This window comes from Paenarthrobacter sp. UW852, assembly GCF_024608385.1.
GTDB lineage: Bacteria > Actinomycetota > Actinomycetes > Actinomycetales > Micrococcaceae > Arthrobacter.
Genome location: NZ_JAMSGY010000002.1, coordinates 409,724 through 431,439, shown reverse-complemented (window position 1 = coordinate 431,439; position 21,716 = coordinate 409,724). Strand labels below are relative to the sequence as shown.

20 protein-coding genes are annotated in these 21,716 nt (G+C 63.1%); 14 read left to right on the top strand and 6 right to left on the bottom strand.

Features of this window, described 5'->3' with window-relative positions; translation table 11 throughout:
* Nucleotides 1-7: 7 nt before the first annotated feature.
* The 3 genes from NEK97_RS05160 to bioB form a co-directional block, all read right to left on the bottom strand.
* On the bottom strand, nucleotides 8-388 hold the full coding sequence (locus tag NEK97_RS05160; protein WP_257368851.1) for an Hpt domain-containing protein: 381 nt from the start codon (nucleotides 386-388) through the stop codon (nucleotides 8-10).
* A gap of 373 nt (nucleotides 389-761) precedes the next feature.
* Complete coding sequence (locus NEK97_RS05155) at nucleotides 762-1,202, bottom strand: very short patch repair endonuclease (RefSeq protein WP_257368850.1); 441 nt, start codon at nucleotides 1,200-1,202, stop codon at nucleotides 762-764.
* A gap of 281 nt (nucleotides 1,203-1,483) precedes the next feature.
* Nucleotides 1,484-2,497, bottom strand: coding sequence for a biotin synthase BioB (gene bioB, locus NEK97_RS05150; RefSeq protein WP_257368849.1), 1,014 nt, complete (start codon nucleotides 2,495-2,497; stop codon nucleotides 1,484-1,486).
* Between the two features lie 193 nt (nucleotides 2,498-2,690).
* On the opposite strand from bioB, the gene NEK97_RS05145 reads away from it, so the two are divergent.
* On the top strand, nucleotides 2,691-4,418 hold the full coding sequence (locus NEK97_RS05145) for a cytosine permease (protein ID WP_257368848.1): 1,728 nt from the start codon (nucleotides 2,691-2,693) through the stop codon (nucleotides 4,416-4,418).
* A 78-nt stretch (nucleotides 4,419-4,496) separates the two neighbouring features.
* Here NEK97_RS05145 and NEK97_RS05140 read toward each other — a convergent pair whose 3' ends face one another.
* Both NEK97_RS05140 and NEK97_RS05135 read right to left on the bottom strand, forming a co-directional pair.
* The gene (locus tag NEK97_RS05140) at nucleotides 4,497-4,682 is read right to left on the bottom strand and encodes a CsbD family protein (protein ID WP_211712941.1); all 186 of its coding nucleotides are present in this window, start codon (nucleotides 4,680-4,682) and stop codon (nucleotides 4,497-4,499) included.
* A 91-nt stretch (nucleotides 4,683-4,773) separates the two neighbouring features.
* Nucleotides 4,774-5,949: a zinc-dependent alcohol dehydrogenase gene (locus NEK97_RS05135; RefSeq protein ID WP_257368847.1), complete on the bottom strand. Its 1,176-nt coding sequence runs from the start codon at nucleotides 5,947-5,949 to the stop codon at nucleotides 4,774-4,776.
* Between the two features lie 194 nt (nucleotides 5,950-6,143).
* On the opposite strand from NEK97_RS05135, the gene NEK97_RS05130 reads away from it, so the two are divergent.
* The 13 genes from NEK97_RS05130 (at nucleotide 6,144) to NEK97_RS05070 (ending at nucleotide 18,085) form a co-directional block, all read left to right on the top strand.
* Nucleotides 6,144-6,581 (top strand): hypothetical protein, encoded by a 438-nt coding sequence (locus tag NEK97_RS05130; RefSeq protein WP_257368846.1) that lies wholly within the window; start codon nucleotides 6,144-6,146, stop codon nucleotides 6,579-6,581.
* A 108-nt stretch (nucleotides 6,582-6,689) separates the two neighbouring features.
* Nucleotides 6,690-7,166, top strand: a complete 477-nt coding sequence (locus NEK97_RS05125; protein WP_257368845.1) for a hypothetical protein — start codon at nucleotides 6,690-6,692, stop codon at nucleotides 7,164-7,166.
* 27 nt (nucleotides 7,167-7,193) lie between these two features.
* Nucleotides 7,194-7,808, top strand: a complete 615-nt coding sequence (locus NEK97_RS05120; RefSeq protein WP_235519074.1) for an SIS domain-containing protein — start codon at nucleotides 7,194-7,196, stop codon at nucleotides 7,806-7,808.
* Between the two features lie 51 nt (nucleotides 7,809-7,859).
* Nucleotides 7,860-8,525 carry a hypothetical protein gene (locus NEK97_RS05115; protein WP_257368844.1) on the top strand — a complete coding sequence of 222 codons (666 nt, stop codon included), beginning with the start codon at nucleotides 7,860-7,862 and terminating at the stop codon, nucleotides 8,523-8,525.
* 79 nt (nucleotides 8,526-8,604) lie between these two features.
* Nucleotides 8,605-9,675, top strand: a complete 1,071-nt coding sequence (locus tag NEK97_RS05110) for an alkene reductase (RefSeq protein WP_257368843.1) — start codon at nucleotides 8,605-8,607, stop codon at nucleotides 9,673-9,675.
* 128 nt (nucleotides 9,676-9,803) lie between these two features.
* Nucleotides 9,804-10,496, top strand: coding sequence for a GntR family transcriptional regulator (locus NEK97_RS05105; protein ID WP_257368842.1), 693 nt, complete (start codon nucleotides 9,804-9,806; stop codon nucleotides 10,494-10,496).
* A 271-nt stretch (nucleotides 10,497-10,767) separates the two neighbouring features.
* Nucleotides 10,768-11,769: a sugar phosphate isomerase/epimerase gene (locus NEK97_RS05100; protein WP_257368841.1), complete on the top strand. Its 1,002-nt coding sequence runs from the start codon at nucleotides 10,768-10,770 to the stop codon at nucleotides 11,767-11,769.
* 3 nt (nucleotides 11,770-11,772) lie between these two features.
* The gene (dhaL, locus tag NEK97_RS05095; protein WP_257368840.1) at nucleotides 11,773-13,521 is read left to right on the top strand and encodes a dihydroxyacetone kinase subunit DhaL; all 1,749 of its coding nucleotides are present in this window, start codon (nucleotides 11,773-11,775) and stop codon (nucleotides 13,519-13,521) included.
* A 2-nt stretch (nucleotides 13,522-13,523) separates the two neighbouring features.
* A complete protein-coding gene (locus NEK97_RS05090) occupies nucleotides 13,524-14,006 on the top strand; it encodes a ribose-5-phosphate isomerase (protein ID WP_257368839.1) in 483 nt (160 codons plus the stop codon).
* 2 nt (nucleotides 14,007-14,008) lie between these two features.
* Entirely contained in the window at nucleotides 14,009-14,998 is a 990-nt protein-coding gene (locus tag NEK97_RS05085) for a 3-hydroxyacyl-CoA dehydrogenase family protein (protein ID WP_257368838.1), read from the top strand.
* Nucleotides 14,999-15,018: 20 nt separating this feature from the next.
* Nucleotides 15,019-15,783 (top strand): SDR family NAD(P)-dependent oxidoreductase, encoded by a 765-nt coding sequence (locus NEK97_RS05080; protein ID WP_257368837.1) that lies wholly within the window; start codon nucleotides 15,019-15,021, stop codon nucleotides 15,781-15,783.
* 145 nt (nucleotides 15,784-15,928) lie between these two features.
* Nucleotides 15,929-17,278 carry an MFS transporter gene (locus NEK97_RS05075; protein ID WP_235519083.1) on the top strand — a complete coding sequence of 450 codons (1,350 nt, stop codon included), beginning with the start codon at nucleotides 15,929-15,931 and terminating at the stop codon, nucleotides 17,276-17,278.
* Between the two features lie 3 nt (nucleotides 17,279-17,281).
* Entirely contained in the window at nucleotides 17,282-18,085 is an 804-nt protein-coding gene (locus NEK97_RS05070) for a triose-phosphate isomerase family protein (protein ID WP_257368836.1), read from the top strand.
* Here the strand turns inward: NEK97_RS05070 and NEK97_RS05065 are convergent.
* Nucleotides 18,069-21,656 carry a bifunctional RecB family nuclease/DEAD/DEAH box helicase gene (locus NEK97_RS05065; protein ID WP_257368835.1) on the bottom strand — a complete coding sequence of 1,196 codons (3,588 nt, stop codon included), beginning with the start codon at nucleotides 21,654-21,656 and terminating at the stop codon, nucleotides 18,069-18,071. The two genes, NEK97_RS05070 and NEK97_RS05065, sit on opposite strands and share 17 nt — an antisense overlap.
* Nucleotides 21,657-21,716 lie beyond the last annotated feature (60 nt).

The window sequence follows — 21,716 nt, the reverse complement described above, 5'->3', positions numbered from 1 at the left end:
CGCTTGGTTACAGAACCGGAGATTCCAGCTCCGCGATGGTGCCAAACACGTATTGCTCGATCCGGGTCACCAGGGGCCTCAGCTCCTTGAGGTGGTTCTCGTTGGGCAAGAGGCGGAGGTTGATCTCCAGTTCCTGTGCCAACGACTCCAGGCAGATCGCGCCTACCATGTGGCTGGAGGTCTTGAGGCTCAACACTGCGTCCATGGCATCTTCCATGTCTAGGTTGTCCAAGGCGGCATGTAGCCGCGAAACCCGCCACGGCAGCAGGGATACGTAGTTCCTGACGAATGCGCTGATGATGCCCGGGTCGCCGCCAAGCTCGGCCTGGAGGGCGATGAGGACCGTGCGATCCACCAGGACTTCGGTGCATTCGCCGTACTCAGACACCAAACCCCTCCCGCCTCCAAACAATCGATTCACGATTCAACAGTAGGACCCGCAGAACTGCCCACGCGCCAGAAATCCAAAGCTTGATCCAATCTTGAGCGGACTCAGAGGCAGTCTTGATCGCCGGGCCGGAAAGTGATGAGGAGCAGGTTGGGGGTCACTGATCCGGGGATGTCAGCCTTGAACCAAGGAGCGGAAACAGCATGGACAGTGGGGCTCGAATATCACCGGCACTCATGGTTGTGATTGTCGTTTGCATGACCATCCTCCTGGGCATCGGCGGTACCGCCGCGTTCGCCCTCTGGGAGCAGAGCTCTCATGGCGCCGGTGTTGAGCACGTTGGTGAATCAGCCCCGACAACCACCTCCGCCCGCTAGCCACTGCCCGCGTCGAGGTAACCGGTCAGCCGCTCTTCGAGCATCGACCGGTTTCCGAGCTCGCATTCCCACACGGTCAGTACATCCCAACCCGCAGCGAGCAACAGCTCCCGTTGCCTTGCGTCGCGCTCCCGGGTCCGGGAACGTTTGGCTTCCCAGAACTCCGCGTTGGCCGCCGGGGCATGCAAGCCAACCTTGCAGTCGTGAAAATGCCAGAAGCAGCCGTTGACGAAAATGACTTTTCGCTTGCCCGCGAACACAAGGTCCGGGCGGCCGGGCAGCTTGGTTGACCCGACCTGTCCATGCAGCCGATACCTGTAGCCCTTGGCATGCAGCAGCCTGCGGACCAGCAGTTCGGGCTTGGTGTTCTTCCCCCGGATTTTGGACATGTTGCGGCTGCGCTGCTCCTGCGTCAGACGGTCCCGGCTTTCGCCCATGGATCCAGCCTACCCAGTGAGTTTTGAACAGATGCCGTTTTAGGAAGCGCTTTGAGGGGCCGGATCTGCACCAAACCGCGTGAAGCCATGCCGCGAACACTCCGCCGTCCAGCCCGTCGGAGTCACCTGGACCTTCATCCTCCTTCGACACTCCCAGCAGTAGCGTGGCGGTTCCATCGCCAACTGCTGCCGGCAGCTGTGGTGGGGGTCCGACGTCGGAATGTCGCCTGGCGCTGCCGGCGCGTCTGCGACGCCGCCGCAACGGCCGCAGTAGCCGGTTGTCACAGGGACTTCTGGAATTCCTTGATGGGCATGTTCAGCTCCACCAGGAGGTTCAGGTCGGCATTGGCAGGCCGGCCCAGCGTTGTCAGGTAATTGCCGACGATCACCGCGTTGATGCCCCCGAGCAGTCCATCGCGGGTGCCAAGATCTCCGAGCGTCAGCTCGCGGCCGCCGGCGTAGCGGAGCACGGTGCGGGGCATGGCGAGCCGGAACGCGGCGATGGCACGGAGGGCATCCTTGCCGTCCATGATTCCTTGGTTTTCCAAGGGTGTCCCGGGACGGGGGTTGAGGAAGTTCAGCGGGACTTCGTGCGGTTCCAGGGCGGCCAGCTGGACGGCCAACTCTGCGCGCTGGGCCACCGATTCACCCATGCCGATCAGGGCGCCGCAGCACAGTTCCATGCCGGCTGCCTTGACCATGGCGCAGGTTTCCAGCCGTTCCTCGTAGCTGTGTGTGGTGACCACCTCCGGGAAGAAACTGCGGGCCGTTTCGAGGTTGTGGTTGTAGCGATGCACGCCCCACTCCGCCAGCTGGTCCACTTGGCGCTGCGTGAGCATGCCCAGGGAACAGGCGATGTTGATGTCCACTTCTTCGTTGATGCGGTCGATCGCGAACTTGATCTGGTTCATCAGTTTGATGTCCGGACCACGGACGGCTGCGACGATGCAGAACTCGGTGGCGCCGGTGGCGGCGGTTTCCTTGGCTGCCTTGACGAGCTCGGGGATGTCCAGCCAGACGCCACGGACAGGGGAGTCGAACAGGCCGGACTGGCTGCAGAAGTGGCAGTCCTCGGGGCACCCGCCTGTCTTGATGGAAATGATGCCTTCCACCTCGACATCCTCCCCGCAATGTTTGAGCCGCACCTCGTGGGCCAGTTGCAGGGCTGCCGGGATGGCGTCGTCGGGGAGTTCGAGGATCTCGATGAGCTGCGCCTCGTCCAGGCCCTCACCGCGTTCCAGAACCTGTTGTCGGGCGGTGTCCAGGATGGCGTAACTGATGGCTTCGGTGGTCATGCCTTGACGGTATCCGTGCAGGTCATCGTCGATTTTGTGGGTTGCGCACAAAGCCTGATCGGGGATTTTGGTGGTGGCACGCGGGGCCGCTGATACAGAAGTTACAGATGCGAAACACGCACGTGACGGAATTGACGCGCTGCATTACTAGCGTCGTGGGCGAGGCACCCTCCCCGGACGAAAGCGACCACGCATGAGTGACGACAAGACCAGTACCGCCATATTGGAGCCGACGACGGCGGCAAGCACCGCCGTCGGAATCGGCACCGCCGGCACACCGACGCAAGGCAACGCCGACGCATTGAGTGCCGCGAAGGAGAGCCTGGAGGATTACACGCTCCGGTTCGCCCCGCGCTCTTACAGGAAGTGGAGCGCCGGAGTGGTGGCCACCAGTGCTCTGGGTGGCATTGCCTACCTGGCCGACTTCTCGATCGGCGCGAACATCGGCATCGCCTACGGAACAGTGAATGCGATTTTCGGCATCATCGTGGCCGCCGTCATCATCTTCGCCACGGGCTTCCCCTTGGCCTACTACGCGGCCCGGTACAACATCGACCTGGACCTGATCACCCGCGGCTCGGGATTCGGTTACTACGGCTCGGTGGTCACCAACATCATCTTCGCCACGTTCACCTTCATTTTCTTTGCCCTCGAGGGCTCCATCATGGCCCAGGGCCTGCAGCTGGGCTTGGGCATCCCGCAGTGGATCGGCTATGCAGTGTCCACCATCATCATCATCCCGCTGGTGATCTACGGGATGAAGACGCTGGCCACCCTGCAGGTGTGGACCACACCCTTGTGGCTGCTGCTGATGGTTGTTCCCGTGGGGTATCTGCTCCTTTCACACCCGGAAAGCATCGATGCGTTCTTCGCCTTCACCGGCGCGTCAGGCGAAGGCGGCCCCAACCTGGCCTCCGTCATGCTGGCGGCCGGTGTTTGCCTGTCCCTGATGGCGCAGATTGCCGAGCAGATCGACTACCTCCGCTTCATGCCACCCAAGACCGCGGAGAACAGGGGGGCTTGGTGGCGTGCAGTGATCCTGGCCGGACCGGGTTGGGTGATCTTCGGAGCCATCAAGCAGATCATCGGCCTGTTCATTGCGATCTACCTCATCGCCAAGCTCGACCCAGCAGCAGCAGTCCACGCCAATGAACCCGTCCACCAGTTCCTGGGCGTCTACGAGGAAATGATGCCGGCCTGGCTCGCGATGACCCTGGCCGTCGTGCTTGTGGTGATTTCGCAGATCAAGATCAACGTCACCAACGCGTACTCCGGCTCCCTGGCCTGGACCAACTCCTTCACCCGCATCACCAAGACATACCCGGGCCGGATGGTCTTTGTTGTGGTGAACCTGGTGATCGCGCTGATCCTCATGGAGTCCAACATGTTCGAGTTCCTGAACACCATCCTGGGCTTCTACGCCAACTGCGCCATGGCCTGGGTGGTCACGGTGGCCTCGGATATCGCCATCAACAAGTACCTGCTGAAGATATCGCCCAAGGTTCCCGAGTTCCGCCGCGGGATGCTTTATGCGGTGAACCCGGTGGGCTTCGTGTCCATGCTGGTTTCCGCGGGAGTTTCGATCGCCGTCTTCTTCGGGGCCTTCGGTTCTGCCGTGCAGCCGTTCTCGCCGATTTTCGCGGTGGGCTTGGCCCTGGTGTTGCCGCCGGTGTTGGCTTTGGCGACGCGCGGTCGGTATTACCTGCGGCGCACAGATGACGGAATCGACCTTCCCATGTTCGACGCCGACGGCAACCCGAGCGACGCCAAGCTCCTGTGCCACGTCACCGGCATCGAGTTCGAACGCCCGGACATGCTCCGCTCCGCTCAGGACGGGCCCGACGGCGAACCCCGGTTTATCTCGTCCCTCGCCTTGTCCACGGACAAGTCGGGCGAGTTGGTCCTGCCAGCCCAGAAGTAGATCCTCCCGGCTAACACGAACGCCCGGCCTCCCCATCGGGGAAGCCGGGCGTTGCGCTGTGTGGTTATTGCTGGTGGATTACTTGTCGAAGACGTCCTTGGCGGCGTCCTTGACGTTCTCTCCGGCCTGCTTGGTCTTGGCTGCCGCCTGGTCAGCGGCTCCTTCGGCCTGCAGTTTCTCGTTATTGGTGGCGTCACCCAAGGCTTCCTTTGCCTTGCCGGTGACTTCCTGTGCCTTGTTGCTGATCTTGTCTCCGAGTCCCATGGGCCCTCCTTCGATGTAATCCAACTCTGACAATCGCTAGGCTATCTAGCGATTCTGGATGTTTCCTGAAAGTCCGTGAAGTGCCGGCTGCCTATGGCTTGAGGACTACCTTGATACACCCGTCCTGCTTCTTCTGGAACTTTTGGTACAGCTCCGGTGCCTCATCCAGGGAGCCGGTATGGGTGACCAGCCGCATGACGCCAAGCGGATCGGCGTCGTCCTCTACCAGGGGGAGCAGCTGGTCAGTCCAGCTGCGAACGTTGCATTGGCCCATCCGCAGCTGGATCTGCTTGTCGAACATGGTCATGAGCGGCATGGGGTCCGCCTGTCCGCCGTAGACGCCGCTGAGCGAGATGGTCCCTCCGCGGCGGACTACGTCGATGGCGGTATGCAGTGCGGCAAGACGGTCCACGCTCATGGTCTCCATGGCGACCTGTGCCGGTTTGTCCGGGAGCAAGGACACGGCCTTGTGCAGGAAAGACGCCACGGGTGAGCCGTGGGCTTCCATTCCTACAGCGTCCACCACCGAGTCCGGCCCGCGTCCCAGTGTCTCCTCCCGGATCATGCCGGCGACGTCCGGGCTGTAGTCCATGGTTTCCACCCCATGCTGTTCCGCCATGGCCCGGCGCTCGGGCACCGGGTCTACGCCGATGACCCGGAACCCTTTATGGACGCCGATCCTGGCAGCAAACTGGCCCACCGGACCCAGTCCGAGCACCGCGAGTGTGCCGCCCTCGGGAACGTTTGCGTAGTCCACAGCCTGCCAGGCGGTGGGAAGGATGTCGGAAAGGAAAAGGTAGCGCTCATCGGGGGCGTCGGATTCGACTTTGACCGGGCCGTAATCGGCGAACGGGACCCGCAAGTACTGCGCCTGTCCACCAGGAACGGAGCCATAGAGTTCCGAATATCCGAACAGGGCAGCTCCCGAATTTTTGGCGGTGATCTGAGTGGTTTCGCACTGTGACTGCAGGCCTTGGTTGCACATGAAGCAGCGCCCACAGGAAATGTTGAAAGGCACCACCACGCGATCGCCCTTCTTCAGGCGGTGGACTTCCGAGCCCACCTCTTCCACGATTCCCATGGGTTCGTGGCCGATGACGTCGCCCTGATGCATATAGGGGCCCAGGACCTCGTAAAGGTGCAGGTCTGAGCCGCAGATGGCCGTCGACGTGATCCGCACGATCGCATCCGTGGGGTCTTGAATGGTGGGGTCCGGTACGTCAATGACGCTTACAGAGCGTCGGCCTTGCCATGTCACTGCTTTCACAACTGGTTCTCCCTGCTGTTTGGCTGGAGCTGTCCCTCGCTGCAGGAGACCTTCCCAGCGAATCAGAGTTGATACCAGGGCACAAGGCCACTCGACCTCGGACAATGTGCTTGCATCCAGAAACTAGTAAGTAAGCTGACCATTAGTTACGATAGTGGCAGGGAGAGTTCTCGGGCAGGGTTGACCAAGGAGAGATGAGATTGTCGATGATGAGAAATCCGTTGATTCCTGGCTCCACGCCGCGTCCTAAGGCACAGGCGCTGTTGTGCGGCAAATGCAATTCCACGGACCACCTGGACCTTGAGACGATCGAGTCCATAGAGCCGCATTCCGGCGAACTGCTGGTCTCCGTGTCCTACACCTGCCTGGCCTGCGAGTCCTCATATGCGCATACCGCCGCGTTCCATGACGTTGCTGCCGTGCTGAACCGCAACGGAACCGTCTCCGGACTGTTGCAATTCGGCGGACAGTACTTCCACTGCGGTGAACCGATGCAATTCTCAACGAACTCCGCACGCAGCGTGTACGCACCGCTTTCCACCGAAGATACCGATGACGGCCTCATGGACGTTTACCTGAAAACCCGGGTTCTCCAGTGCCGCTGTGGTTTCCGAATGGAACTCCCGGCCTAGGCAGACACATCGTTTGGAAGGATCCCACAGGGGTACATCCTCGGTAGCAACTACAGCGTGGGCAACGGGCGGCGCCCCCAAAAGCCGCACATCAGGGAGGTAATCCAGATGGACACAGGACAACTGGTGCTGATCATCGTCATCGCCGTCGTCGTTATCGCCGCTGTCGTGATCGCGGTCGTCGTCGGGCGCCGGAAGAAGGCTGAAGTCAACCGTCACCGCGCCGAAGAGCTGCGGGAGAAAGCCGCCGAGGAGGCCATTGGCGCGCACCAGGCCAAGGCCGAATCCGCGCAGGCCGAAGCCAATGCCCTGCAGGCCGAAGTGGAGGCCAACCGTCTCCGCAAGGAAGCTGAACGGCATGCGGAGAAAGCCGAAGAGGCCCGCGGGCGCGTCGACGAGCATCTTCGCCACGCAGACAAGCTGGACCCGAATGCCAACGACCGTTCCAACGGCTCGGCCCGATTGGACGAATCGACCACCGATCGCACCAATGCGGCAGAAGGGGAGCGTTTGACCCGCGACAGGTCCGATCGCAACGGTTCAGTTCGGGAGGGTTCAACGCGCGACGGCGATCGGAACCAATAGTTTCAACGGGGAAACGGAGGCAGGAAAGTGAGCATCGTGGTGAGGCGAACAGGTCAGGAGGTGCGTGCGGCCGGGTCCAAGGCGAGCCGGCACGCCGTGGATGTGGTTCTTGGGCACTTGGGCGAAATCGGTCCAGCGGTTGCTTCCCTGCGCCGGGAGTCCTCCAGGCTCGCCGAATGGGGCGAAGAACTGGCGCGTGTCCGGCGACGGGGTGGGACCGTGTTCGCTGCCGGCAGCGACGGTTCATCGCATGAAGCCCAGAGGTTCACTTCGGAGCTCGCGGCCCACGACCCCGGGGGTGGCTCCGGTTTCAAAGCCATCTACATTCCCAAAGGAGCTGACGGGGCCGCTGCCAGCATCAGCGCCCAACTCTCTGATCAGGTCCGCCGAGGCGACATCGTTGTCCTTCTGGCTGCCAAGGGCATCACCGAGGACCTGCGGGACGCTGCTGCCGCTGCCAAGGCAGGCGGTGCCCGCGTTTGGGCGCTCACCGGCCACGAGTCCAAGGATCTCGCCGACTCCGTGAACGAGGCCATCTGCATCAACACCGACCCGCCTCACGCTGAGGAAGCGCACCTCGTGGCGGTCCTGGCCCTCTGTGAATGCTTCGACGATGCCCTGAAGAACATCAAGCCTGAGTAGCTCGGGCGCGCTTCATGGCGATTGGGTTGCGGCTCTGTCACCCTTGAGCTCGTGAAGACTGCCGTTCTAACCTACGTTTCCATCCTGGCGCTGTCCGGACTCGTGGCCCTGAGCGTTCTCGGGGCCGTCCTGCTTCAGAAGGAAGACCCTCGAGGTATCGCGGTCCTGGCACTCGTCGTCGGCGGTCTCCTGATGACGTTCATCCTTGCAGTGATTCAGGGCGTCAAGGCAAAGCCAGGCAAGGTTACAGCGCACGAAGCTGCGTTCAATACCGTCACTACTTCTGCGACAGCTGAGTATCCGCATTCTGCCTCGGCAGTGTGGTCATTGATCAAGCCTGCGGAATCAGCGACCCTGCTGAGCGAGAACGTGATCCAGGCGGTCTCCGTACCTGGGTTACCAGATGGCCCAGGGGAGCGGCAGTGCTTTTTCCTCAGGAACGGTCAGATCGAGGTCATCGAAGTTGTCGAGGAAATTCCCGGGCGAATGGCGGTAACCCAAGCACTCTTTCCACCAAGTCCTGTGTCGCAAAGAACCACCTATCGTTTGGATGCCACCGCCGCAGGCTGTCGGTTGACTGTGGAAGACTGCGTTGAAGTTCCGGTTGATATTTCCATCGACCAGGAAGCCGCCCAGGATCATCGTAAAACTTTCCTGGCTCGCGTAGGTGAGCTTCTGGACGCGTGCTCCGCCCGGGATGCCGGCCCCTCTGTGTGATCTCCGCCTCACACGGAATAGTTGCAGACGCCATGCAGTTGCCCAGAGTGAACCTGATTCATTCTGAAAGGATCCGCGCATGCTGTTTTCCCCCCTGGCCCTCGGCGAGCTTGAACTGTCCAACCGATTGGTAATGGCCCCCCTGACGCGCCTTCGCGCAGGTGAGCAAGGAATTCCCGGTTCATTGATCGCAGAGCATTACCGCCAGCGGGCGTCCCTCGGCTTGATCGTCAGCGAGGGAACCTACCCGACCCCCGCAGGCCGGTCCTACCCGGGCCAGCCGGGACTCGTCACTGAAGAGCAGATCGCCGGTTGGAAGCAGGTCACTGAAGCCGTTCACGCAGAGGGCGGCCGCATGTTTGCCCAGATCATGCACGGTGGACGTGTTTCGCACGCCGACATCACTGGCGGTGTTGAGATCGTAGGCCCCAGCGCCGTCGCCATCGAAGGCGAAGTCCGCACGCCCAACGGCAAGCAGGCCTACCCGGTGCCCCGCGAACTGCGCACCGATGAACTCCCGGGCGTCATCCAGGAAATCGTCACCGCTTCCAAGAATGCCATTGAGGCAGGTTTCGACGGCGTTGAACTCCACTCGGCCAACGGCTACCTGCTGCATGAGTTCCTCGCCCCGAACTCGAACGTGCGCACGGACAGCTACGGTGGCTCCCCGGAGAACCGTGCCCGCTTCGTGATCGAGACCGTCAATGCGGTTGTCGAAGCCCTCGGTGCCAACCGCGTCGGCATCCGGATTTCTCCGGAGCACAACGTCCAGGGCATCGCCGAGGTAGATGCCGCGGACGTACGCGCTACGTACGAGGTCCTGGTGGACTCCATCGCACCGCTCAACCTGGCCTACCTGAGCATCCTGCACCACGACCCCAAGGGCGCCCTGGTCCAGGACCTTCGTGAGCGTTTCAACGGAACGTTCCTGGTGAACACCGGCTTCAGCGAGATCACCACCCGCGAGGAAGCCGTGGCCATTATCGAGGACGGACTGGCCGACGCCGTAGTGGTGGGTCGTCCCGCCATCGCCAACCCGGACCTCGCCCGCCGCTGGCGCGAGAGCCTTCCGCTCAACGAGCCGGATGCGTCCACCTTCTACGCTGAGGGCGCCGAGGGGTACACGGACTACCCGTTCTACGCTAACTAAGCTGTACGAAACCCACGACGTCGGCACCCAACCCGGGTGCCGACGTCGTGGTTTAACGCGTGGTTTGGGCGGAATGTGACGGGGGCGCCTGCCCTGTCAGACGTCGGCGTTCCTATAGGATTTGTGGCATGCCTGATCCTTCCGTCGCCCGCGCCGGCTTCCCCGTCAGCCGCCAAGTGCTGGCCGACCACGTCTACGAAGCCCTCCTGGAATGGCTCATGGACGGCAGGCTGGAGCCTGGCGCGGCCGTCAGCATCGACGGCATGGCGCGGGAACTCGACGTTTCGCCCACCCCGGTCCGCGAGGCATTGGCCCGGCTGGAGCACACCGGAATGGTCCGGCGCGTCGCTTTGAAGGGTTATCGGGTGGCGCCGGTCTTCACCCGCGAGGATTTCGCTGAGCTCATGGAAGCGCGGCTGTCCATCGAACCGGTCAATGCCCGCTTGGCTTGCTCGCGCATGACACCCGACGGCCTGGACGCACTTAAGCAGGCCGTGGAGGACCTGAAAACGGCACCCCGCGGTGGAACATTTGCCGAGTACCGCAGCTACCTGGAGGCCGACGAGCGCTTCCACCAGCTCATTGCCGCGCAGGCCAACAACCAGTTCCTGCTCGCGGCCTACAACACCCTGGGCGGGCAGATCCAACGGTTCCGGCTTTTCGGGGGAGTGGGCATCACCGATGCCGAGCAGGCGATCGCCGAGCACCAGGCCGTGCTGGACGCCATGCTGAGCGGGGACCCGGAGAGGGCTGCGGACATGATGGTCGATCACGTGGAGAAGGTGCGCGGCCGGGCGATGGCTGACGCGCCCGAGGACTAAGTCCGCGTTCCCTTTCGGGCTGCGCGCCTGTTCCCGCCCTGGGCACCCGTTAGTGGCTCGCGGCGCACCCTTTCGCGCCGAGCGCGCCCGTGGTTACGGGTGCGCCGGGCGGAAAAGGGCGCCCCCACCAAGCACACCCAGCACAAGGCGTGACCCCCTTCACATACATATGTATGACATATAGGATCTAGGAAGTTTTCAAAAAGGGTTGACAGCATTGCTCGTATCGTAAATCCTATAGGAAACAGGATTCCACGAAGGAGTGATCATCATGGCGTACACCGCCGAGAATTGGCCCATCACCGCGGCCCTCCTGCAATTCCCCGGCACCGACGCCGAGGGAACACAGGTCAACGATGCCGACGCTTCAGTGTGGGCCTCCGTCCTCCAGGAAGTGAAGGACGCAGGTTTCGCGAACGCAGACCTCACCGACAGCTGGGTCCGACCAGGAGACCTCAGCAAAGAGCGCCTGGCTGAGTTCAAGCAGACCGCTGCCGACGTGGGCATTGGGGTTCCCGTCATTTCCGCGATCCGGCGCAGCGTCATCCACCACACGGACTGGGCAGACAACCTCGCCTACAGCCACCGCACCATCGACGCCGCCGCGGAGCTCGGGTGCGAAGTAGTCTCATTCGGCCTGCACCAGGCCATCACGCCGGAGCAGCAGAAACAGCTCTGGTTCTGGACCGTCGAGGGCTACAAGGACCCCGTGGGGGACAAGGAAGCCTGGGGCAACGCTGTCTCCCGTCTCCGTGAACTTGGCAAGCACGCCGCAGAGGCAGGCATCCTTCTCTCGCTGGAAATGTACGAGGACACGTACCTCGGCACTGCAGACTCCTCGGTCCAACTGGTCCAGGACATCGGCCTGGACAACGTGGGCCTCAACCCGGACCTGGGCAACCTCATCCGCCTTCACCGTCCCATCGAGGATTGGCGCGAAATGGTGGAAAAGACCCTGCCCTACTCAAACTACTGGCACATGAAGAACTACATCCGGGACGAGGACGTGGCCCGGGACAGCTACATCACCATGCCGGCTCCGATGGAGAGCGGGCTCATCAACTACCGCGAGGCTTTCAAATTCGCGCTGTCGGTTGGTTTCCAGGGCATCCTCTGCACCGAGCACTATGGTGGCGACGGCCTGAGCGTCACGGCCGGCAACCAGGACTACCTGCGCAGGCACGTCCTGCCGAAGTCCGACGGCTATGCACTGGGCACCAGCCAGGTAGCGCAGGGACGCCAGGAACCAGCTACCCAGCTGGCAGGAGTCTAGGAAATGACACAGATTTTCGACAATCCGGCAGACTTCGCCGATGAAGCACTGGACGGCTTTGTTGCCGCCAACCGTGGCTACGTTGCCCGGGTGGACGGCGGCGTGGTCCGCTCCACCGAAGTTCCGTCCGGCCAGGTAGCACTGGTGGTCGGCGGCGGTTCGGGTCACTACCCGGCCTTCGCCGGTCTGGTCGGCCCCGGCCTGGCAACTGGCTCCGCATGCGGCAACATGTTCGCTTCACCGGCAGCGGGACAGGTGTACCGGGTGGCCAAGGCAGCCAACGCCGGAGGCGGTGTCCTCCTGAGCTACGGCAACTACGCCGGCGACGTCCTCCACTTCGGCCAAGCCCAGCTGCGGCTCAACGCAGAGGGCATCGAAACCCGCACCGTTACCGTCACCGACGACATCGCCAGCGCTCCCATCGACCAGCTCGAGAGGCGCCGCGGTATCGCCGGAGACCTCACGGTCTTCAAGATCGCAGGAGCTGCGGCCGAAGCGGGACTGGACCTTGACGACGTCGAGCGTTTGGCCATCAAGACCAACTACCGCACGCGTTCGCTCGGCGTGGCCTTTGACGGCTGCACGTTGCCCGGTGCCAAGGATCCGCTGTTCCATGTGCCATCCGGGCAGATGTCATTGGGGCTCGGTATCCACGGCGAACCAGGAATCTCCGAGCACCCCATGCCCACGGCTTCCGAGCTTGCCGAACTCCTGGTGTCAAAGCTGCTCGCCGACAAGCCCGAGGACGCCGGTGACCGCGTGGTCGCCATAGTCAACGGACTGGGCACCGTGAAATACGACGAACTCTTCCTGCTCTTTGGCAAGGCCGAGAAGCTCCTCACCGCTGCGGGACTCACGGTGGTGGAACCCGAATGCGGTGAGCTGGTGACCAGTCTGGACATGTCCGGCCTCTCGCTCACGCTCCTGTGGTTGGACGAGGAACTGGAACAGTACTGGGCTGCGCCCGCCGATACCCCGGCGTTCCGCAAGGGAAGCATGGCCCCGCGCGCACCACGCGCCGAGGCGATAGTCGACGACGCCGGGACGGCCGACGTCGAACAGCCCACCGCGGCGGCCGCGGAACTCGGGCGGCAGGCCGTAGCCATCCTCGCCCAGGTGCGGGATGTGGTGGTGGAGCACGAAGAGGAACTAGGGAAGCTGGACGCCATCGCCGGAGACGGCGACCACGGGATCGGCATGCGCCGCGGTGTCGACGCGGCCGCTTCGGCCGGGGAAGCAGCAACTGGTTCGTCCGTGGCCCGCGTTCTGACCACGGCCGGTGAAGCCTGGAGCGAGCGGGCCGGTGGGACGTCGGGCGCGCTGTGGGGGTCTGCAGTGATCGCAGCCGGACAGTCGCTCGGCAACCGCGACAGTTACGCGTCGGAGGACGCAGCCGCAGCGGTGAAGGCCTTCGTGCGTGCTATTACCGAACTCGGCAAAGCCGACCCCGGTGACAAGACCATGGTGGACGCGCTCCTGCCGTTCCGGGACACTTTCCTGGCAGAGCTCGACGGCGGTGCTCCCGTTGACCGGGCGCTGGCAGTCGCCGCCGCGGCGGCCGAGTCCGCTGCCGCCGGGACCGCTGAACTGAGGCCGCTGAAGGGCCGTGCCCGTCCGCTCGCCGAAAAGAGCCTCGGCCATCCCGATCCCGGCGCGGTCTCCTTCGGACTGATCGTCACAAGAATCTCCAGCCACATCGATTCACTACTGGCCGCCGCCACTTCCGCGGCCCCGGCCGGAAACGGAGCCTGAACATGAGCAACAACCAAGGCTGGCGCATCGTCGTCGGCAATGACGAAGCCGGCGTTGAGTACAAGCAGGCACTCCTGGCCCTCCTGGAAGCGGATCCGCGTGTAGCGTCCGTGACGGATGTGGGAGTGGGCTTCAACGATTCCACGGCCTACCCGCACGTTGCCGTTGACGCCGCCCGCAAGGTGGCAGCGGGCGAAGCCGACCGGGCGCTGCTGATCTGTGGCACCGGACTGGGCGTGGCCATCGCGGCCAACAAAGTGCCCGGCATCCGTGCGGTAACCGCCCACGACAGCTACTCCGTGGAGCGGTCCGTCCTCAGCAACAATGCGCAGGTCCTGACGCTCGGCCAGCGGGTGATTGGCTTGGAACTGGCCAAAAAGCTCGTAGGGGAGTGGCTGGACCACCGCTTCGACCAAACCTCATCCTCCGCCGCGAAGGTGGATGCCATCTGCTCCTATGAGCCCGACTACACGAAGGCAGTCTGACCATGACCATTTCTGAAGCAAACGCAGAGCCTGCCAGCAACGCAGCCCGGAAGATCGCCGTCGTCGGTTCCGGCTACATGGGCGGCGGCATCGCCCAGGTCCTGGCCCTCGGCGGAGCGCGCGTGGCGCTGGCTGATGTTTCCGCCGAAGTGGCGCAGAAGAACTACGACAGGTTGTTGGAGGAATCGGAGCAGTTCATCGCCGACGGACTTTTCCCGGCCGGGTCCACGGAAATCCTCAAGCAGAACCTGTGGGCTGCCAAGGACATTGAGGAAGCCGTGGCCGATGCCGACTTCATCGAAGAAGCCGTCCCTGAGGTCCTGGAGATCAAGCACCAGACCCTTTCGCGGATCAGCGCCGCGGCCCGGCCGGATGCCCTGATCGGCTCGAACACGTCCACCATTTCCATTGCGGACCTGGCCGAAGCCGTGATCAACCCCGAGCGCTTCCTGGGTGTCCACTTCTCCAACCCGTCGCCGTTCATTCCCGGCGTCGAGATCATCCCTCACGCTGAAACCTCTGCCGCAACAGTGTCCGCCTCCCGCGACCTCGTCCACGCAGCCGGCAAGCAGACCGCCGTCGTGAAGGACGTCACCGGGTTTGTCCTGAACCGCCTGCAGTACGCGCTGTTCCACGAGGCGGCCCAACTGGTCGAGCAGGGGATCGCAACAGCGGACGACGTCGACACCCTGGTGCGTACGACCTTCGGCTTCCGCTTGCCGTTCTTCGGTCCGTTCGCCATAGCCGACATGGCCGGTTTGGATGTGTACAACTTCTGCTACAAGTCGCTGCAAACGGGCTTCCCGGAGCGCTTCGCGACGCCGAAGATCCTCTCGGACCTGGTCGAGGCAGGCAAGCTGGGCACCAAGACCGGCTCGGGCTTCCTCAACGTACCCGCCGAGCGGACCCCGGAGCTCATCGCCTATCGCAATAAGGCCTACGTGGCCATGCAGAAGCTCATTGAAGAGCTTGGCCCGGCCCCCATCAACTAACACTTCACAGGAGAAGACCCATGACTTTCCCAGAATCACGCACCGCAATTGTCACCGGCGCAGTGTCCGAGCGCGGCATCGGCCGGGCCACCGTCAACTACCTGGCGGCCGAGGGCTGGAACATCGGCATCATCGACCTTGACGACGCTGCCTGCAAGCTCGCTGCCAAGGAAATCGCCGCAGCATTTGGCGTGCAGGCCCACGGCGTGGGCGCGAACGTGGCCAGCGAAGCCGAAGTCCGTGCGGCCATTGACGAACTCGAAGCTGAACTGCCCCAGATTGTCGCTCTGGCCAATGTTGCAGGCGTCAGCTCGCCCATCGGCTACCTTGAACTTGAACCGGCTGAGTGGGACCGGGTCCTCAACATCAACCTCAACGGTGTCCACTATGCAACCCGTCGCGTGGCTGAATCCATGGTCAAGAACCGGATCGGCCGGATCGTGAACATCTCTTCCGTTTCCGCGCAACGCGGCGGCGGCACCTTCTCCAAGACCCCGTACTCGGTAGCCAAGGCCGGCGTCCTCGGCCTTACCCGGGCAACAGCCCGCGAACTGGGCGAGTACGACATCACCGTCAACGCCATCTCTCCCGGCCCCATCGACACCGACATCATGGGCGGCACGCTGAGCCAGGAGCGCAAGGACGAACTCACCAAGGACCTCGTGGTGAACCGGGTGGGCTCCACCCGGGACATAGCCGCCGCCATCGCCTTCCTCATCAGCGAGGACTCCGGATACATCTCCGGCCAGACGCTGAATGTGGATGGCGGACTGTACATGCACTAGGACAGCCATGCGGACCTGGACCAGAGAACGCAAGATCTACCTTGCCGTGGGCATTCTCGCCTGCGCCGTGGGCATGGTGCTCATTTTCTTCCCGCGCTGATAGCGCCGCACCCATCAATTTGCTGTCACTCAAAGAGGAGTTTCAATGTCAGTAACCGCCAATTCCACCAAGGAGTTGCTGGATACGCCGGTCCTCAAATCGGCGATCTCCAAAGCATCCCGTCGGCTCATGCCGATGCTTGTCATCCTGTACGTGGTGGCTTTCCTGGACCGTACCAATGTTGGCTTCGCCGAAGCTGCGCTGGAAGTGGACAAGGGCATCACGGCAGGGGCATACGCCCTGGGTGCCGGTATCTTCTTCATCGGCTACGCCCTGTTTGAAATCCCCAGCAACCTGCTGCTCACCAAGTTCGGTGCCAAAGTGTGGCTGGCACGTATCGCGATCACGTGGGGCATCGTGTCGGCCTGCTTCGCGTTCGTGCAGGGCGAGACGTCCTTCATCATCCTTCGATTCCTGCTGGGTGTTACCGAAGCAGGGTTGTTCCCCGGCGTCATCATGTTCCTCGCGGCCTGGTTCCCGAATAAGGTCCGCGTGAAAATGTTCGCCATCTTCTACCTGGCCCAGCCGTTCTCGCAGATGATGGGTGCGCCGCTGTCCGGTTGGCTCATCAACATCGGCGACCAGGTTCCCGGCGTCGCAGGCTGGCAGGTCATGTTCTTCGTTGAAGGCATGCTCGCCGTCCTGGCCGGTGTGGCAGCCTACTTCTTCCTCATCAACAGCCCGCAGGACGCCAAGTTCCTCTCGAAAGAGGAAAAGAAGGCCTTGTCAGACGTCATGGCACTGGAAGACACGGTCAAGGAAGAAACAGGTCCCAAGGGCGTGCTGGCTTCCATGCGCAACGGCAAGGTCTGGTACTTCACCGTCATCTACTTCTGCCTTCAGATCGCCGTCTACGGTGTCACCTTCTACCTCCCGCAGCAGGTGGCTCAGCTCACCGGCCAGAAGGTGGGCCTGGCCGTTGGCCTGATGGCTGCCATTCCGTGGTTCTTCGGCATCTTCGCCTGCTACTTCATTGGCAAAGCGGCCAACACTGTTGCCCGCCGACGCCGCTGGGGCACCGCGCTGTTTGTCTCCACTGGCCTGTGCATCTTCGGCTCCGCCTGGGCTGGTGCCAACCACTTGCCGGCCATCGGCATCATCTTCATCACTCTTGCGGTGTGCAGCTTCCTGGCGACGGGCCCCATCTGCTGGTCATACCCGACGGCGTTCCTCACCGGGACCGCGGCCGCTGCCGGTATCGGGCTGATCAACTCGCTCGGAAACCTGGGCGGATTCGTCGCACCAATCCTGCGGACTACCGTCAACGAGGTCACGGCTTCGGATACCGGCACCATGGGTGTCTACGCCTTGGGTGTCCTGCCGTTCGTGGCGGCCCTGATGATGTTTGGCACCCGCGCCTTCACCAACAAAGCCGACGAACTGCTGGGCAAGTAGAAAATGCGCCCAGCTGCCTCCTCACCTTCGCCTGACGTCCTTTACATAGGGGTCAGCACCAAGATGTACATGGGCTACGCGCATTCCCTGGCGTGGTTGGAGCAGTTGGTGGCGGAAGTCGACGCCCGCCCGGCCCTTGCGGCCGGGCGGGTGGTCCCGTTTGTGATCCCGTCGTTTCCTGTATTGCCCGCCGCGGCCCCAATGACGGCAGGTTCTCCTCTGCTGCTCGGCGCGCAGAATTGCGGATGGGCCGACGGGCCGTGGACGGGGGAAGTCTCTCCTTCGATGCTGGCTGAGCTCGGTGTGGGCCTTGTTGAGGTCGGCCACGCGGAACGGCGGCGGCACTTCGCCGAAGACGACCGTGTGGTGGCGCTTAAGGTCAGTGCCGCTGTCGATGCTGGCCTCACTCCGCTGTTGTGCGTGGGGGAGCCTAACATGGTGGAACCGGAGACGGCCGCAGAGACAGTGTTTCGGCAGATCACGTCAGCGGTGTCCGCCGACTGGTCAGCGGCCGCCAAACTGGTTATTGCGTATGAACCGGTCTGGGCGATTGGTGCCCCCGAGCCAGCGTCCGCCGCCTATGTTTCCCGCGTGGTGGCTGCCTTGCGGGACTCGCTCGGTCAGCAGGGACTGGGCGGGCTACCCATCATTTATGGGGGATCGGCCAAGCCGGGGCTGCTGCCTCAACTTACCGGGGTTTCCGGGCTCTTCCTGGGCCGCTTTGCGCACGACGCCACGAACTTCGGCCTTGTGCTGGACGAAGCATTGCGTTTCAGTACGGCAGAGGTCCTTAACGGGACTCTGTAGGGTCGTCAGCTGTGTTCACACTCCGCTGGCACAGGGCAACGAAGCCGCCCAGATTCTCCAGTCCCTCCGGATGGGTGGGGAGGTAGTTGGTCAGTTCAGGCGAACGCACGACGACGGCCCGCCACTTGCCGCGGGACACCGCCACATTGATCCGGTTGCGCAAGAGCAGGAACTCCATGCCCCGGGGAACCTCGGCGGCTGCCGAGGCGGCCATGGACACGATGACCACCGGTGCTTCCTGCCCTTGGAACTTGTCCACTGTTCCTACCCGAACGTGGAGAAGGCCCGCGGCCCGGAGCTCATGCTTGATGAGTTGGACCTGGGTGTTGTAAGCCGCGACTACCAGGATGTCGGATTCCTGCAGTGGCTTCGGCTCCGGGGCTTGCGAGGGGTCCAGCCATTCCAGTCCCAAATGGTCTTGGACTTGCCTGACCACTTCGGCGGCTTCTTCGGGCGAATTGCTCGAGTTCCCGGCGTGCGGGACATAGACGCAGGAGATCCCGGGACTCGCCCCTTCCAAGTGGCGTTCCTTGGCGGCAGGCGCTGCCTCGAGCCGGTTGTCGTACGAGAGCTCTGAGACTGCGCTGCACAGTTCGGGATGCATGCGCCAGGACAGGGCCAGGAAATAGCCCAGTTCCCGCGGCAAGGTATTGTAGCCATCGGACAGCCAGCCAAGCGCCGACTCGTCGACGGGTTCGGGATGTTTGCCCTGCGTGACCTGCGGCAGCTGCTGCGGATCGCCCAGGAGCAGGAGCCGTTTGGCTGCACTACTTACTGCCATGGTGTTAGCCAGGGAGAACTGGCCTGCTTCGTCGATGACCAATAAATCCAAGGAACCGGCCGGGACCTCCTTGCCAACCATGGTCCAGGCCGTCCCGCCGATCAATGCTCCGCCCGGCTTGGCGAGCAAGTCCTCAACGTTGCCTTTGCCGCAGTGCATCCATGGCACGGGGTTATCGTGCTTGACTTCCTTGGCAACCTGCCGGGGGTCCAACCCTGCTTTCTCCACTGCGGCGCACAGCATGTTTTCCACCACGGCGTGCGACTGCGCCACGACGCCCACCTTCCAGCCTTTGGCTACGAGCCGTGCCAGGACGTGGGCACCCACGTGGGTCTTCCCACTCCCCGGAGGTCCCTGCACGGCAAGGTAGGAATCGTCCAGGTCGGTTACGGCCGCAGTGATGGCGTCAACGTATCCGTCAGGCCCGGATTCCACGCGAGGCAGAGCGTCCAGGCTCCGTAGCTTGGGCGGCCTTCTCCGCACCAGGTCCAAGGCCGGGTCCTGTGGCCAGTCCGGCAGGGCGTCCTTGAGCTGTGTTGCCAGCGCGGCGAGGGCTGCCCGCTGGCCTTTCGTAGCGATGGGCGGATCCGGAGTCAGGGCAATGGGCAGTTGGCTGAACGCACTGGAGTCCTTGCGAAGGCCTTCGGTGATGGTGACCGTTTCGAAGTCCTGGTCCTCGCCAACTTCGGTGACCAGGGTCCCGTTCCAGCCGGCACGGCCCAGCACGGCCGATTCCTTCCCCTGCAAGCCGTCCGGAAGGGGCGAGCCATACATTCTGAAGTACTTCTTGCCGGCCTCGAGTCCTGCTCCGTCCCCCGAGCGGCCATAGAGCTTCACCGTCCGCGCTGGGTTGCTCCGGGGTGTCGGCTTGGCCCAGTCCTGGAGCAGCTCAGCGTGATCCACCACAAAGAGATCACGCTCATCCGGCCACTGCGAGGTGGGCTTTTCCAGTCGGTCGAAGTGCCCCCACCAATGCTGCTTGTCCTCGCGGCGGTGGTAGCCCACTCCAGCTGCGACGATGCCAATGGCGCGCGCGTCCGCGGTGGATTTCCCATCCTCCGGTAGGCCGGCCAGGTAATCGAACAGGGATTTTTCTTCCGGGGCTGCTTCGTACTTCTCGGGTTCGGTATCAGTCGGAGCTGCTTCGTCCGATCCGCCGGCCGGCTGGATGGAGCGTTCGGCAGCCCGCTCCAGCAACCAGTTGCGCAGCTCCAGGGTAGAGAGGCAGTCGTATTCGTTGTAGTCCCGGATGCCCTCGAGGATTGCCGCCGCAGCGTCTGCTTCGCCAGTGTCCCGCGCCGTGCAGAAGTCCGCGTAGGCAACCACGGAGGCACCGGCGTCGGTGACGTCCCCGGATCGCAGGTGCTGGCCCATGTACAGCGGTTCCAGTTTCTTGATGCTGTACGAGTTCTCGGAGACCCGGATGCTGTGCCGGACGGTGTCGAAAAGGTCCACCAGGACGCCCTCGCGCAGGAGGTCGTCGACGGCGGACTCGCCCACCACGTGCGTCAGGGAAAGGTTCCTGAGCGCCGTCTTTTCGTAGGCCGCGTAGTGGTAGATGTGCATCCCCGGATACTGTGCGCGACGTTTGGCCACGTAGTCCAGGAAAGCCACGAACGCATGGCCTTCCTCGGCACGCGAGTGCGCCCAGAACGGCTTGAAGACCGGGGTGCCCCCAGGTTCCGCTGGATTCTCGATGACGCCGAAAAGGTACTCAAGCCCCCACTTCCCGGTGACAGGGTCCTGCCAGAGGGGGTCGCCTTCGAAGTCGAAGAAGATGTCGCCCGGGTCCGGCACGGGGAGCCTGCCCAGAGTGTTGTCGGGAAGCACTGTGTAACTCACTGACTTGGCTTCGCCGGACTTGTCCGTGTAATTGACCGTTCCATCAGGTGTGCCTGTGCCGGTCTGCAACTGGGCTTGCTCCCGGAGCCTGAGGAACATCGGGTCGCCGTCGGCAGGAGATGCTGCCAGTTGGTCGATGGTGGTGATTCCGGCCTCGATCAGCTTCCTCCGTCGGCTGATGCGCATTCCTGCCACCATCAGGAGGTCCCGGTGGAGCTGGACCTGCTCTGCGCAGTAGTCGCAGCGGCCGCATGCGGAGTAGCGGGCGTCACCCCATTCGATGGGCCCGGGCTCCGCCATGTGCGCAGCGGTCATGCCAAGGAATCGTTCGCGGCGCTCGCGGAATACCGGGAGGACCTGCGATAAAGGGTGGTCGCTGTGGACGCGGTTGCCCAGGACCAAGGTGATCGTGGGGTCAGGGGTGATGCCGGCCTGCAGCATTTGATCCCCGTACGCGGCCAATTGCAGCAAGGCCGTGACTTTCGCATGCCGTGCCAGCTTGGTGTCAAAGACTGCGTACATGCCACCGGGACGCTTCACCAGGAAGTCCGAACGGCCGTGGAACCGGCCATCGAAGAAGGCGGCCTGGAATACGATGTCCGCGCCGGATTTGAGGGCGTCGATGGATTCCGCATGCTTGGCCGAAAGGGTGGTGCGGTCCATCGCGTCGGCGGGGACGACGTCGTAAACGCCTTTTCCTGTCGCCGGGTCCCAGTGGCCGAACTCCGCCACGAAGTCATCGAGCACCTTGTGCTCGTGGACGTCGCCCAGCGTTGCGGTGCGCTCCAGCATGGCGTCGGGCGGAAAGTCCGGCTTGGGGGTCCGGCCCAGCTTTTCATCGAGCTTCCGGAGCAACTGGTACTCGCAGGTTGCAGCGATGACGAGGTCGCTGGCGGAAAAGACCAAGTCCTGCGGGGCGCCTGCGGTCTCGGAATCGAGAAAGAACACTGCGACCCACCTTCCTTCCATGCCATGGTTAAACCCTTGCAGCCAAGCTATCAGCGGGCC